Origin of the sequence: Bacillus sp. FSL M7-0558, from assembly GCF_038003245.1 — a bacterium.
Lineage (GTDB): Bacteria > Bacillota > Bacilli > Bacillales > Bacillaceae > Bacillus > Bacillus pumilus.
The window spans coordinates 1,521,017-1,535,504 of sequence record NZ_JBBOOU010000001.1 but is presented as its reverse complement, the minus strand read 5'-3'; the positions used below and the strand labels follow the sequence as shown (position 1 = coordinate 1,535,504).

Sequence of the window (14,488 nt, the reverse complement as noted above, 5' to 3'; positions counted from 1 at the left end):
CCTCTCACTTGTATTATTCAGACGAAAAGACACGATCAATGTACGTGTCTTGTCTTTATCAATCTCATTTCTCAATAAGGGCAGGTTCAAACCAGTTCAGCTTTTGGTGAAAATGAACGACATCTCCAACAACTATTAAGCTTGGATGCTCGATGCCTTCTTTTTCAACGGTTTCAGACAGTGTCGCCACAGTGCAGCAAGTCGTCTTTTGCCTTGTCGTGGTTCCCCAGTGTATAAACGCTGCTGGCGTTTCTGGATCACGTCCATTTTTTATAAGAAGCTGCTGCACTCTTTCTACGTTTTTGACGCCCATGTAAATCACAAGGGTATCAATCCCTGTAGCCAGTGCCTCCCACTTTTCTTCAAAATGCTCATCCTTTTGATAGTGACCCGTGACAAACGCAACATTCGAGCTGAATTCACGGTGCGTCACAGGAATGCCTGCATAAGCAGCTGCTGCAATACCAGAGGTAATCCCCGGGACAACTTCATATGGAATTCCGTGCTCAGCTAAGCATTCGATTTCTTCACCGCCGCGGCCAAATACAAAGGGGTCGCCGCCTTTCAGACGGACGACAACATTCCCTTCCTTTGCATGGGTGACAAGGGCTTCATTGATGGCTTCCTGTCTCATCGTATGATGATTCGGGAGCTTGCCGCAATAGATTAATTCCGCCTCGGGTTTGGCGTGGGCGAGTATTTCTTGATTGACAAGACGATCATATAAAATGACATCTGCCTGCTGTATTGCCTTATGGGCTTTTAATGTAATTAAGTCTGGATCCCCAGGTCCAGCCCCCACAATGTATACTTTCCCCATCGTGCTTTTCTCCCCCTACCATCAGGCGATTATTTCGTTTTTCCCTTTACATAATCAACAAGACGCTGTTTGGACTCTTCACGCGATAATTCACCTGTATCTAGAACGAGCTCAGGTGCTGCTGGCTCTTCATATGGTGAATCAATTCCGGTGAAAAATGGAATTTCGCCATTTCTAGCTTTTTTATATAAACCTTTTGGGTCACGCTCTTCGCATACGTTCAGATCACATTTCACAAACACTTCGTGAAATTCTCCCGCTTCAACTAACTGTCTAACAATGCGGCGGTCTTCTTGAAATGGTGAAATAAAAGCCGTGATGACAATTGTTCCTTGCTCAACAAATAATTTCGCCACTTCTCCGATACGTCGGATGTTCTCTTTTCTGTCATCATCTGAAAACCCTAAATCTTTATTCAATCCATGCCGCACATTATCGCCATCAAGAACAGTGACTTGATAACCATGTTCAAACAGCTCTCTAGCCGCTCCATTTGCAATTGTAGATTTACCTGATCCACTTAGACCTGTGAGCCAAATAATGCCGCTTTTATGATTGTTTTTCTGTTGATATTCTTTTTTTGTAATAGATGAATCATGCCACACGATATGTTCGTTGCTCATGTCATACCCTCCCATTAAGATACCGTCGTTTTTAATCCTTCGATTAATGTTTCAATGACTTCTTTTCGGCTGAACGTGCTTGGCGGTAATTCTCCGTTTCTCAGCATCGTTCGAACCTTTGTACCTGAAAGAATGACATGCTCGCTTTTATCGTGAGGACATGTTTTTGGTGTTGCCATTGCTTCACATGTATTACAGTAGAAGCTATGTTCAAATTTTAACGGGGTAATGCCAATTTCTTCGCTTGTAAATTGTTCAAATAACTCCTGCGCCTCGTATGTGCCGTAATAATCACCAACACCTGCATGATCTCTTCCCACAATAAAGTGAGTACAGCCGTAATTTTTACGAACAAGCGCGTGAAAGATTGCTTCCTTTGGTCCAGCATAACGCATTGCCGCAGGAAAAACACCTAAAAAGACGCGATCCTTTGGGTAATAACCGTTCAATAACACTTGATAGCTTTTCATTCTCACGTCTGCCGGAATATCGTCTGATTTTGTTTCACCGACAAGTGGATTTAAAAACAAACCATCGACGGTTTCAAGTGCTGTCTTTTGAATATATTCATGGGCACGGTGAACAGGGTTTCTCGTTTGGAAACCAACAATCGTTTTCCAGCCGTTCTCTTTAAAATGACGTCTTGTTTCTTCCGGCTCATACGTAAATTGAGGGAATGGTTTTTCGCTTCGTTTCGTCAGTGTAATTTTACCACCAATGTACGTATCACCGCGTTCAAATAATTTTTTCACGCCTGGATGATTGCGGTCATCAGTTTTATACACATTCACCGCTTCTTTTTCCTTATCTGGTGTGTATTGATCCTCTACTTCAATCACGCCATATACAGTTCCATTATACGATAGACGCACAATCTCGCCTCGATGGATTTCCGCTGCCTTTTCCTTTGTCACTGGCAGTGTAATAGGAAGAGACCAAACGACACCACTTGCTAGCCGCATACTGCTCACAACCGCTTCATAATCAGCTTTTGTTAAAAACCCTTCAATTGGACTATACCCGCCAATTGCTATGAGTTCAAGGTCTGCAAAAGAGATAGCATCTAGTTCAATTTCCTTTGCAGCCGTGCTGAGGTCATACTCTTCATTTACTCGATTAATTAATACGCCACCATGTGGTGTTAAACTCATTTGTTCATCTTCCTCTCAATGTTCATATTTATTAGATGTAAATAGTCGGATTTGTCGTTAAATCCCGCCGCCCTGTTCATGAATCGAGCTGCTTTCATTTTTGACTGCCTTCATCAGACTTAGCGCACCAAGTGAGGCAAGCAGTACACTCACCATGATAAAGATAGAGTAATAGTCCCCTTTTAAGAAAAGACTCACTAGCAAATACGATAGACTAAGTGATAAAAAGGGTGATACTACCCACACTTTCAGCATTTTTTTCACCACATGTTTATGAAAAATATTAGGTCCGCCTTTTGCCATGCCAAGCCCAATGATAGACGAGGAGGTGATTTGGGTAAGTGGAACTGGCAGCCCAAAAATAGAGCTGACGATGACAAGTCCAGCACCGGTACCGGAAAGCAATATCCCTTCGCCCGTTTGATAGCGGGTAATTTTCTTTCCGTTTGTTTCCAGTACTCTTCTACCAAGCAAGAGGGCTCCAATGGCGACGAAGATTCCGCCGTAAAGTGTTCCTTGCCCAACTGACAAAACGCCCGCGGCAACAAGTGGACCGACTGCATTTGCCACATTGTTCATACCTGCTGAAAATGCTTCTAAAAACCCACTAAGGATTAAAACAATGGATAAAATAAATGTTCCTTTTTTAGACAGCTTACGTTTAGGGAACATTCTGATGATTTTGACTACAACAAAGGTAAAAAGAAAGGCGACAAGCGGAATGATAACCCAAAATGCCACAATGACTAAAATGGATTTCACATACAATACTTTATATGCGACCGCGACACCAACTACAGCTCCTACTGTCACCTCACTCGTTGATAAAGGGATGGCCATCAGATTCGCTATAAAGAGTGATAATGCAGCAGAACCAATAATAATACAAACAATTTCAAGTGTAATGACGGATTCAGGCATAATTCCAGAGCTAATCGTTTTGACAACCTCACCACCGCCAATAACTGAACCTGCTAAAATCCCAACTGCACATACACTGAGTGCATAGATCGGCTTTCGAATCGCACCTGATCCGTACGCGATACCCATCGAAGCTGCTGCACCACTCGCGCCAATGTTTAGAGCGAAAAATAAACTAAATAAAATTGCGGCAATTTCCATACACTATGCTCCCTTACTCATGTAATCCGCACTCAGTCTTAGCTGTGCCTGACCATCTGCCAGACCGCAGATCCTCGGCAGTAAATGCTGGCTGTGTACACGGGGCACACCCGATACTTGGATATCCCTGATCATGTAGCGGATTATAAGTAAGTTCCTCTCTAGATGCATATCTCCATATGTCCTTCCACGTCCAGTGGATAAGCGGACATACTTTCACTGATTTGAATTTTTCATCCTTATTTAAAAAGTTCGTCCCTGCTCGCTTAGGAGACTGCTCTCTCCTTAAGCCAGAAAGCCATGCCGGATAGCCAGATAGCGCTTCTTGCAAAGGAATGACCTTACGCATATGACAGCAGCTTTGAGGATCTGTTTTCCATAGTTGATCACCATGCTGCTCATTTTGCTCCTCAACCGTCAGCTCAGGGGTTTTCAGCACAATATCTAAACCCGGGTATCTTTCCTTTACCGCATCAATTGTGTCGTACGTTTCCTTAAAATGCAGACCTGTATCTAAAAAGACAATTCTTGCATCCTTTTTTACTTTCGCAATCAAATCAATGAGGACGATGCCTTCAATACCAAAACTGCATGCATAAACGAGCTGATCACCATAATGACCGTATGCCCATTTCAGCACAGATAAGGCCCCTTTATACAAATCATCTTCTTGAAATGTAATGGACGGCTCTTGCCAATTTTCATAAGTTAACATTGTTTCTCCCCTTCCGGAGTATCACTACTCTCCGCACTACGTCAACTGAATTTTTTCTGTCTTCTTCCACTTGGATCACTTGACCGTCCTGAACAATCAGTGTAACTAAACTGAATTCATATCCCCAATCAGTTTCTGCATAGGCTTCAATTAAGTCTTCATCCTGCTTTTGCTTCACTTCCCCCTCACCGTTAAAATAAAAAAACTTCCTTTCAGTCCGAAAGAAAGATGAGGAAGCTCACGATTTCCTTATCTTTCAAAATAGAATCATTTTGCAGGAAGTAGCACCTTGCAAATCGCAGGTTGCCGGGCTTCATCGGGCCAGTCCCTCCACCTCTCTGGATAAGTGTTTTAATTTGTCTTAAATATTAACACAATTCAAACAAAAGTCAACCCGACTTTATTGATAGGATTAGTTTTTATTTAAATTTGAGTCTATTTTACTATTTTTAACCAAATAAAAAAGCTGTGCGGGGAGGCGCAGCTTTTTAGACGGTTTCTTCCATCCAAGATTCAGAGGAAGGATCTTGTCTCCAGCGTTTCAATTTATTCATAGCAGAAGGCTCAATCGCTTTCAGCTCAAGTGCCACGTCTGTCAGGGTGTCATAGTCTGTTAGGGTGATATATGGAATGTTTTTCTCTTGGAATGCTGCCGCAGCTTTTGGCAGACCGTATGTGAAGATCGCAGCAACGCCTAGTACGTCACAGCCCGCTTCTTGAAGAGCAGCGACCACTTCAAGCACACTGCCTCCTGTTGAAATCAGATCTTCTACGACGACCACCTTTTGGCCCTTTGATACGGCACCTTCAATTTGATTTCCTTTTCCATGTGCTTTTGGCTTACTTCTGACATAACACATCGGGACGTTTAGACGATCTGCTGCTAATGCCGCATGCGGGATGCCTGCTGTTGCAGTACCAGCAATCACCTCCGCTCCCTCAAAATGAGTGAGAATCAACTCTTTAAGACCTTCAGCAATGTCGTGTCTAACTTCTGGATAGGACAAGGTGAGACGGTTGTCACAATAGATCGGTGATTTGATACCGCTTGCCCATGTAAACGGTTCGTCTGGTTTCAATGAGACCGCTTTGATTTGTAATAGGTGTTTAGCAATTTTTGTTTTCATCTGGCAGTCACTCCCACTCTTTCAAAATTTGATGATAGGCTTCCAATGGTTTTTCAGCTTTTGTGATTGACCTTCCGACAACAATCTGTGAAACACCCTGCTCTTTTGCATAAGCAGGGGTCGCCACACGCTTTTGATCATCGGTTTGATCATTTAGTAAACGAATCCCTGGCGTAACAGTGAGGAAGTCAGGTGAGATGTGCTCATGAAGAGCTTTGGATTCATGAACAGAGCAAACAACACCGTCTAGTCCACTTTCATGTGCCAATTGACCGTACCGGATGACAGTCTCTTGCAGCGGACGGTCTATGAGTAATTCGCTTCTCATCATGTCTTCAGATGTACTCGTCAGCTGAGTCACTGCTATAATGCCCGGACGTTTTTGCCCAGCAGGCGTTCCGTTTTCAAGCCCTTCTAACGCAGCTTGCATCATCTGTTTCCCGCCAGCAGCATGTACATTGACTAGATCAACGCCAAGTGCGGCAAGCCGGTTCATTGCTTTTTGCACCGTTGTTGGAATGTCATGTAATTTGAGGTCGAGGAAAATGTGGCAATTTTTTTCTTTAAGTGCGTCAAGGATGGCAGGTCCTTCTTGGTAAAACAGCTCCATGCCGACCTTCACAAATAATGGTGTCCCTTCAAAGGGTTCTAAAAAGGCAAGCGCCTCCTGCCCTGATGGAAAATCAAGCGCGATGATGGGCAAGTGCTTCATATTTCCAGCTCCTTCCGATACATTCCTCTACAGATGAATACCCATAGGCTGCTAATACATTTGGCAGTTCTTCTATGATTTCTGGGCAAATAAATGGGTTTACAAAATTGGCTGTGCCAACAGCTACTGCACTCGCACCTGCTAGTAAAAATTCAAGTACATCTTCAGCATTTTGCACTCCGCCCATTCCGATAATCGGGATAGAAACCGCTTGACTGACCTCATGTACCATGCGCACAGCGACAGGTTTGACCGCAGGGCCTGATAATCCGCCTGTTTTATTGGCAAGAATCGGTTTCCCTGTTTTTAAATCTAAACGCATACCGATTAACGTGTTAATCATCGTGAGTCCATCCGCTCCAGCACATTCAATCGCTTGAGCAATCTCCACAATATTAGCTACGTTAGGAGACAGTTTGACATAGACAGGAACGGAGGACACGTCCTTCACCGCTTTTGTCAATGCTGCTGCCATTTGAGGATCTGTACCAAAGGCAATTCCGCCTGTTTTGACATTCGGACACGAGATATTCAGTTCAAGGGCATGGACATTTTTTGCTTGGCTGATCTGCTTCGCTACTTCAACATAATCATCGACCTGTGAGCCAGCGACATTTGCAATAATAGGCGTATCAAACTGCTCAAGCCAAGGCAATTCATTTTCCAGCACGCCTTTTAGGCCAGGATTTTGAAGACCGATGGCATTGAGCATCCCGGCACCTGTCTCTGCTACCCTTGGTGTCGGGTTGCCAAATCTCGGTTCTAAGGTTGTGGCTTTGATCATGATACCGCCAAGCACGGATAAATCGTATAATGAAGCAAATTCTCTCCCGAATCCAAAGCAGCCTGATGCAGGGATAATCGGATTCTTTAAAGATAAGCCGGGTAACTCAACGTTTAGCATAACAACGCCACCTCCTCTGCTTTAAATACAGGTCCGTCCAGACAGACTTTGACGTAAGCTTTTTCGTGCTGATCGGTATGACAGACACATGCAAAGCAAGCACCAATTCCGCAGCCCATTCGTTCTTCCATTGAAATGTAGACAGGCTTATCGGGGTAAGAGTCTTTTAGTGCTTTTAACATAGGGGTCGGCCCGCAGGAAAGCATGACATCAAAGCTCAAATCATTCTCTTCAATGACACTTGTCACGAAGCCCTTTGCGCCATATGTCCCATCAACTGTTGCGATAAATGTATCTCCGAGTGCTTGGAATTTCTCCTCGTAAAATACATCCTTTTTCGATTGAAAGCCAAGGACATGCTTGACGATGACGCCTTTTTTCGTTAAACGTTTGGACAGCTCATATAAAGGCGGTACTCCAATTCCACCACCGACTAGTAACGCTGTCTGACCTGGCTGAACAACTGAAGGATCGTACCCGTTGCCAAGCGGCCCTAAGACATCGATGGATTCCCCATCCCGCCTTTGGGAAAGAAGCTTTGTGCCCTCTCCCTCTGCGCGATAGATGATGGTTGCTTCTTGCTTCTCGGCATGAATATTGGCAATACTGATCGGTCTTCTCAGCAGCGGTGTCATGGACTCGCTGACCTTGATATGAAGAAATTGTCCAGCCGTTTGAAAGGAGTCCACAAGGTCACCTTTTAATGTCATTTCGTAAATATGATCAGCGATCTCTCGATTTGAGACGACAGTCAAGTATGCTTTTTTCATATCGTTACTGTCACCTCAGCATTCGTTTTCACTTCTGGCATTTCGTCCGCTCTAAATGTCATGCTTTCTAGTACTCTTAAAATCGCTTCTGCTGTATCTAGCGACGTTAAGCAAGCTACGCCATTTTCAACAGCTTCACGTCTGATTCTAAAGCCGTCTCTTGCCGGCTGTTTTCCTTTTGTCAGAGTGTTGATGACAAATTGGGCTTCCCCGTTTCGTATGACATCGAGAAGGTTTTTGCCTTCTTCTCCTATTTTGCCGACAACACTTGATGGGATGGAGGCTTGTTTTAAGTAATTCGCTGTTCCTTCTGTCGCTAAAATATGGTAGCCGATTGAATGGAATCTTCTCGCAATCTCCAGTCCTTCTTCTTTATCCTTGTCAGCAACTGTCAGAAGAACTGTCCCATCTTTAGGAATTTGAATGCCTGATGCAATTAATCCTTTGTAAAGAGCTTTTTCGATTGTGACATCTTTCCCCATGACTTCACCTGTCGATTTCATTTCAGGTCCGAGTGTAATATCGACTCTTCTTAGTTTTGCAAAAGAGAAGACTGGAACTTTGACGTACACCCCTTCTTGCTCTGTGTGAAGTCCTTCTTCGTAGCCATAGTTTTTGAGTTTTTCTCCTAAAATGACTTTTGTCGCTAGGTTTGCCATCGGGATGCCCGTGATTTTACTTAAGAAAGGAACTGTCCGGCTTGAACGCGGGTTCACTTCAAGTACGAACACTTCACCTTTTGAGAGAACAAATTGAATGTTTAGCAGCCCAATAATGTTGAGCCCTTTTGCAAGCTTGATCGTGTATTCTGCGATCTTCGCTTTGATCTCTTCAGACAATGTTTGCGGCGGGTAAACCGCAATCGAGTCACCAGAGTGAACTCCGGCTCTTTCAATATGTTCCATAATGCCCGGGATCACGACAGTTTCGCCATCAGACACGGCATCTACTTCGATTTCTTTTCCTGTCAAATACTTGTCAATTAAGACTGGGTGCTGCGGATTGACTTTCACTGCATTCTCCATGTAGTGAAGAAGCTCAGCTTCTTGATAAACAATTTCCATCGCACGACCGCCTAATACATAGGAAGGACGGACAAGGACTGGGTAGCCGATCTGATTGGCAATCGCTACAGCTTGAGGCACAGAAGTAGCTGTTTTTCCTTTAGGCTGCGGCACGCCGAGTGCTTCTAATGTTTGTTCAAACTTGTCCCTGTTTTCGGCTCGGTCTAGGTCTTCAAGAGATGTGCCGAGAATCTTCACCCCTCTATTTGATAATTCATCTGCTAGGTTGATTGCTGTTTGTCCGCCGAACTGGACAACGACTCCTTCAGGTTGCTCAAGATCGATGATGTGCATCACATCTTCTACAGTGAGTGGTTCAAAGTAGAGCTTGTCTGAAATACTAAAGTCTGTTGAGACCGTTTCAGGGTTGTTGTTAATAATGATTGCTTCATACCCTGCTTGTTTAATTGCCCACACAGAATGAACGGTCGCATAATCAAATTCTACTCCTTGACCGATTCTAATAGGACCTGAGCCTAATACGATGACGCTTTTCTTGTCTGTACGTTCTGATTCATTTTCATCTTCATACGTGCTGTAGAAATATGGCGTCTCGGATTCAAATTCAGCCGCACAAGTATCTACCATTTTGTAAACAGGTACGATGCCTGCTTCTTGTCTTAGCGTATAGACATCCGCTTCATTCATATTCCACTCGCGGCTAATATAGATGTCTGAGAAGCCTTTTTCTTTCGCTTCTTTTAATACGTCTGTATTGCCTTTGTTTTCTTTTAATGTCTTTTCAAAAGCGATGATGCCTTCCAGTTTATGAAGGAAGAAGTAATCAATTTTTGAGAACTCATGTATTTGTTCAACCGTATAGCCTCTTCTAAGTGCCTCGGCGATATAGAATAATCGTTCGTCTCCCGCCTTGATAATCCGCTTTTCAAGCACTTCGTTTGTGATATCTGCTTCATCTTTTAATTCAATGTGGTGCACATCCGCTTCAAGTGAACGAACAGCCTTTAGAAGAGACTCTTCTAATGTACGACCGATCGCCATTACTTCACCCGTTGCTTTCATTTGCGTACCAAGACGTCTGTTGGCCGATTCGAATTTATCAAACGGCCAGCGCGGAATTTTAGACACAATATAGTCGAGTGCCGGTTCGAAGGCGGCATAGGTTTTACCTGTGACTGGGTTCATCATTTCATCAAGCGTTAAGCCGACAGCAATTTTCGCTGCAAGTTTGGCAATTGGATAACCAGTTGCTTTCGACGCAAGTGCAGAAGAGCGACTCACGCGCGGATTTACTTCGATGATATAGTATTGAAAGCTGTCTGGATCAATTGCCAGCTGTACGTTACATCCGCCTTCAATCCCAAGTGCCCGGATCAGCTTGAGCGACACATTGCGAAGCAGCTGATATTCACGGTCACTTAACGTTTGGCTTGGCGCCACAACGATACTGTCTCCTGTGTGGATACCGACTGGATCAAAGTTTTCCATGTTACAAACAACGATCGCATGATCACCGCTATCACGCATGACTTCATATTCAATTTCTTTAAAGCCTGCAATACTTTTTTCAAGTAAGCATTGTGTGACTGGGCTTAGCTTCAAACCGTTTTCGACGATTTCCTTCAGCTCTTGCTCGTTTGTACAAATTCCGCCGCCTGTTCCGCCTAATGTATAAGCTGGTCTCACAATGACAGGGAAACCAATTTGATTCGTAAACGCCATCGCTTCTTCTAGGTTATGGATGATTTCACTTTCTGGTACAGGCTCATTTAGTTCATTCATCAAATTACGGAATAGATCTCTGTCCTCTGCTTTTTGAATAGCTGAAAGTTTTGTTCCTAATACTTCAACACCACATTCAGCTAATACGCCAAGGTCTGATAATTCAACAGCAAGGTTAAGTCCAGTTTGTCCGCCAAGTGTTGGCAAGATCGCATCAGGACGTTCTTTTCGAATGATTCGTGTTAAGAATTCTGGTGTCAGTGGTTCGATGTATACCTTATCGGCCATTTCTGTATCTGTCATGATGGTCGCTGGATTGGAATTCACAAGAACGACTTCATAGCCTTCTTCTTTCAGTGCTAAGCAAGCCTGTGTGCCTGCATAGTCAAACTCCGCTGCCTGACCAATGATGATTGGACCTGAACCGATAACTAAAATCTTTTTGATGTCTACGCGTTTTGGCATACTTCTTCCCCTTCTTTCTCAGTTGTATGAATCATGTCCATGAACTGGTCGAATAAGTAGTTCGCATCTTCTGGACCTGGTGATGCTTCTGGGTGGTACTGGACAGTGAATGCTGGTGCTTCTTTATGTTTTAAGCCTTCAATTGTATTGTCGTTTAGTGCGATGTGTGTGACTTCGAGCACGTCCTCGTTAATGGCACTAACTGTGTAGCCGTGGTTTTGAGCTGTCAGGGTGACCTTGCCGGTTGCTAGTTCTTTCACTGGGTGATTCGATCCTCTGTGACCGAATTTCATTTTTTCAGTACTTGCGCCGCATGCAAGCGCGAATAATTGATGTCCAAGGCAAATGCCAAAGAGTGGAACTTTTCCAATCAATTGCTGAATCATCTCGACTGCTTCCGGTACATCAACAGGATCCCCAGGGCCGTTTGAAAGCATGATTCCATCAGGCTTTAACTGTAGCACTTCATCTGCCTTGATATTGTACGGCACCACGATGACATCACAGTCCCGTTTATTGAGCTCGCGCAAAATGCCGTGCTTCATGCCGAAATCGACAAGGACAATTCTTTTTCCTCTTCCTGGGCTTGGATACGCATTTTTCACAGATACTTGACTCACTTGATCAGTCGGCAGCTGCATTGTTTGTAGGCGGCGCACCACGTCTTCCACTTGTTCATCCGGTCCTGCAAATGCCCCTCTTAAAGTCCCTGCACTTCGAATCATTCTCGTCAGCTTTCGTGTATCGATTCCGCTAAGCCCTGGAATGTTTTTCATTTTTAAATACTCATCGAGCGAGTATGCAGAGCGCCAGTTTGAGGGCTTTTCACAAAGTTCCTTCACAATCAGCCCTTTGACAAATGGTGTGATCGATTCAAAATCATCACGATTAATGCCGTAGTTGCCGATAAGCGGGTAAGTAAGTGTGACAATTTGTCCGCAGTATGATGGATCAGACAAAATTTCTTGATAGCCTGTCATCCCTGTATTAAAGACGACTTCTCCGACTGATGATTCTAAGCTGCCAAAGCCTGTTCCTTCGAATACTGTTCCGTTTTCTAGCACTAAGCGTCTCTTCATTTTACTAGTCTCCCCTCTTCATACACGACTTTCCCAGATGCAAGTGTCATGACCGGCCATCCTGATACAGTCAATTTGTCAAACGGTGTATTTTGTCCTTTTGATAAGAAGCTCTTTTTATCGATTGCCATTTCTTTGTTTAGATCAATGAGTGTAATATCAGCTGTTTGTCCTTCTTCCAGCTTTCCATAAGGAAGGGAGAAGGCTTCTGCTGGCTTGATCGTCATATAATCAACGAGTTTTTTTAATGTCCATTCGCCTGTTTTGACAAATCGCGTGTAAAGAAGCGGGAACGCTGTTTCAAGCCCGACTATTCCAAAAGGTGCGCGCTGCATCGTTTCGTTCTTTTCTTCTTCTGTATGCGGTGCATGGTCTGTTGCGATGAAATCAATCGTTCCATCTAACAGTCCCTCGATTAGTGCCTCGCGATCCTCTTTTCCTCTAAGAGGCGGGTTCATTTTATAGTTCGTATCAAGCCCTGGGATGTCTGCATCACATAGGAGCAGGTGATGCGGTGACACCTCTGCCGTCACACGGATGCCTGCTTTTTTTGCATCGCGAACGACTCGCACAGATTCTTTCGTACTGATATGACATACATGATAATGACAGTTCGCTGCTTCTGCTAAAAGAACATCTCTTGCAATATGCACCGATTCACAAATGGACGGTATTCCGTTTAATTCATTCGCTTTTGAAAATTCTCCTTCATGAACGCATCCTCCGTAAATCAGCGAGTTATCCTCACAGTGCGCGACAATGGCTTGATCAAGACTTGCTGCCTTTTTCATCGCTTCGTACATCATTCCTGCTGTTTGGATGCCGACTCCGTCATCTGTGAAAGCGAAGGCGCCTGCTTCTTTTAGTGCTGCAAAGTCTGTCATCTCTTCCCCAATTTGTCTAGTTGTGATGGAGGCGTATGGCAGTACTCTGACAGAAGAGGTCTCTTCGATTCGATTCATGAGCCATTCCATTTGCTCTTTTGTATCTGGAACTGGGCGTGTATTCGGCATCGCTGCAATCGTCGTATAGCCGCCTCTTGCTGCTGCTTTAGAGCCTGTTTCAATCGTTTCCTTTTTCTCTCCGCCTGGCTCTCTTAAATGTACATGCAGATCAATTAAGCCTGGTGAAACAAATAGCCCTTTAGCATCAATGACCTCTTCTCCGTCTTCTCTTTCTAAGTGACCAATCGCTTGAATCACTTTTCCTTCTACCCTAATATCCTGCTGCACTTTTTCACCTGTGCTTGTTAAGATAAAACCGTTTTTAATGAGATACGACATAGACAGAATCTCTCCCTTTTTGATGTAGTCTGCTATTTTGAAAAGCTCTTTTTAATACCGCCATTCGGACATAAACGCCATTTTCCATTTGCTTGAAAATTCGTGACTGCTTTGATTCCACTAAAGAATCATCTATCTCCACACCTCTGTTTACTGGTGCTGGATGCATGATAATGGCTCGTTCTTTCATGTTGTTTGCCCTGTTTACTGTTAATCCATAAGTCGATAAGTAATCTTCATTACCCATTTTTTTAGCGTGCCGTTCATGCTGGATTCTAAGCAGCATCACCACATCAGATTGTCTAATGGCTTCGTCTACTTGGACATACGTTCCGTGAGGATTTTGCTCATCTTGGAAGGAAGCAGGTCCTGAGAAAAGGACTGTCGCTCCGAGCCTTGAGAGTACTTCCGCATTCGACCTTGCCACCCTGCTGTGCTTGATGTCTCCATGAATCGAAATCGTTAAGCCCTCAAAGCCGCCAAACTCTTCATAGATGGTCATCAGGTCAAGCAGTGATTGGGTCGGATGCTGTCCGCAGCCATCACCAGCATTAATGATCGGAATCCCAACCTTCCCGATCAGCTCATTGTAATATTCATCGGTGCTGTCTCTGATCACACATGCTTTCACACCGATGGATTCGAGCGTTTTTACCGTATCGTAAAGGGTTTCGCCCTTTTGAACGGAGGTGCTTGCTGCATCTAAGCTTAGTACATTCATCCCCAGTTTCTTTTCGGCGACTTCGAAGCTAAATCGTGTTCTTGTGCTTGGTTCAAAGAAGAGGTTTGCTACAAATTCTCCCGCTAAGCCAAGTTCTTGCTTCCCCTTTTTGAGAGCTGTTGCTTCTTCAATCAGCTGTAAAATCTCTTCTTTAGACAAGCTGCTCATTGTCGATAGATCATTCATTTTTTCTTCCCCCTCTAGTTTTTCATCACTTTCAGGTTCAAAAAAACCCTAAGCCTCGGCAGC

The 14,488-nt window shown here is 44.0% G+C and carries 14 protein-coding genes and 1 riboswitch; all 14 genes read right to left on the bottom strand.

Annotated elements, in window-relative coordinates; translation table 11 throughout:
• Positions 1 to 64 precede the first annotated feature (64 nt).
• Positions 65 to 820, bottom strand: coding sequence for a uroporphyrinogen-III C-methyltransferase (gene cobA / locus MHB79_RS07635; RefSeq protein WP_012009906.1), 756 nt, complete (start codon positions 818 to 820; stop codon positions 65 to 67).
• A 29-nt stretch (positions 821 to 849) separates the two neighbouring features.
• Complete coding sequence (gene cysC, locus MHB79_RS07630; protein WP_340989433.1) at positions 850 to 1,443, bottom strand: adenylyl-sulfate kinase; 594 nt, start codon at positions 1,441 to 1,443, stop codon at positions 850 to 852.
• Between the two features lie 14 nt (positions 1,444 to 1,457).
• Positions 1,458 to 2,594 carry a sulfate adenylyltransferase gene (gene sat / locus MHB79_RS07625; protein ID WP_050945075.1) on the bottom strand — a complete coding sequence of 379 codons (1,137 nt, stop codon included), beginning with the start codon at positions 2,592 to 2,594 and terminating at the stop codon, positions 1,458 to 1,460.
• Positions 2,595 to 2,651: 57 nt separating this feature from the next.
• Positions 2,652 to 3,716 (bottom strand): inorganic phosphate transporter, encoded by a 1,065-nt coding sequence (locus MHB79_RS07620; protein WP_321998995.1) that lies wholly within the window; start codon positions 3,714 to 3,716, stop codon positions 2,652 to 2,654.
• Positions 3,717 to 3,729: 13 nt separating this feature from the next.
• Positions 3,730 to 4,431: a phosphoadenylyl-sulfate reductase gene (locus MHB79_RS07615; protein WP_003211029.1), complete on the bottom strand. Its 702-nt coding sequence runs from the start codon at positions 4,429 to 4,431 to the stop codon at positions 3,730 to 3,732.
• A complete protein-coding gene (locus MHB79_RS07610; RefSeq protein WP_003211143.1) occupies positions 4,418 to 4,609 on the bottom strand; it encodes a DUF2292 domain-containing protein in 192 nt (63 codons plus the stop codon). Before MHB79_RS07610 ends, MHB79_RS07615 begins: the two co-directional genes overlap by 14 nt.
• A gap of 68 nt (positions 4,610 to 4,677) precedes the next feature.
• Positions 4,678 to 4,780, bottom strand: a riboswitch (SAM riboswitch).
• A 139-nt stretch (positions 4,781 to 4,919) separates the two neighbouring features.
• The gene (pyrE, locus tag MHB79_RS07605; protein WP_340989430.1) at positions 4,920 to 5,558 is read right to left on the bottom strand and encodes an orotate phosphoribosyltransferase; all 639 of its coding nucleotides are present in this window, start codon (positions 5,556 to 5,558) and stop codon (positions 4,920 to 4,922) included.
• 7 nt (positions 5,559 to 5,565) lie between these two features.
• Complete coding sequence (gene pyrF, locus MHB79_RS07600; protein WP_253622631.1) at positions 5,566 to 6,270, bottom strand: orotidine-5'-phosphate decarboxylase; 705 nt, start codon at positions 6,268 to 6,270, stop codon at positions 5,566 to 5,568.
• Entirely contained in the window at positions 6,242 to 7,174 is a 933-nt protein-coding gene (locus MHB79_RS07595; RefSeq protein ID WP_050945079.1) for a dihydroorotate dehydrogenase, read from the bottom strand. Before MHB79_RS07595 ends, pyrF begins: the two co-directional genes overlap by 29 nt.
• Positions 7,168 to 7,944: a dihydroorotate dehydrogenase electron transfer subunit gene (locus MHB79_RS07590; RefSeq protein WP_340989428.1), complete on the bottom strand. Its 777-nt coding sequence runs from the start codon at positions 7,942 to 7,944 to the stop codon at positions 7,168 to 7,170. Before MHB79_RS07590 ends, MHB79_RS07595 begins: the two co-directional genes overlap by 7 nt.
• Positions 7,941 to 11,156 carry a carbamoyl-phosphate synthase (glutamine-hydrolyzing) large subunit gene (carB, locus tag MHB79_RS07585; RefSeq protein WP_339162069.1) on the bottom strand — a complete coding sequence of 1,072 codons (3,216 nt, stop codon included), beginning with the start codon at positions 11,154 to 11,156 and terminating at the stop codon, positions 7,941 to 7,943. The genes MHB79_RS07590 and carB overlap by 4 nt, the downstream gene beginning before the upstream one ends.
• On the bottom strand, positions 11,141 to 12,235 hold the full coding sequence (locus MHB79_RS07580) for a carbamoyl phosphate synthase small subunit (protein WP_340989426.1): 1,095 nt from the start codon (positions 12,233 to 12,235) through the stop codon (positions 11,141 to 11,143). The genes carB and MHB79_RS07580 overlap by 16 nt, the downstream gene beginning before the upstream one ends.
• Positions 12,232 to 13,518 (bottom strand): dihydroorotase, encoded by a 1,287-nt coding sequence (locus MHB79_RS07575; protein WP_106033181.1) that lies wholly within the window; start codon positions 13,516 to 13,518, stop codon positions 12,232 to 12,234. The genes MHB79_RS07580 and MHB79_RS07575 overlap by 4 nt, the downstream gene beginning before the upstream one ends.
• The gene (locus MHB79_RS07570) at positions 13,502 to 14,425 is read right to left on the bottom strand and encodes an aspartate carbamoyltransferase catalytic subunit (protein WP_050945083.1); all 924 of its coding nucleotides are present in this window, start codon (positions 14,423 to 14,425) and stop codon (positions 13,502 to 13,504) included. Before MHB79_RS07570 ends, MHB79_RS07575 begins: the two co-directional genes overlap by 17 nt.
• Between the last annotated feature and the right edge of the window lie 63 nt (positions 14,426 to 14,488).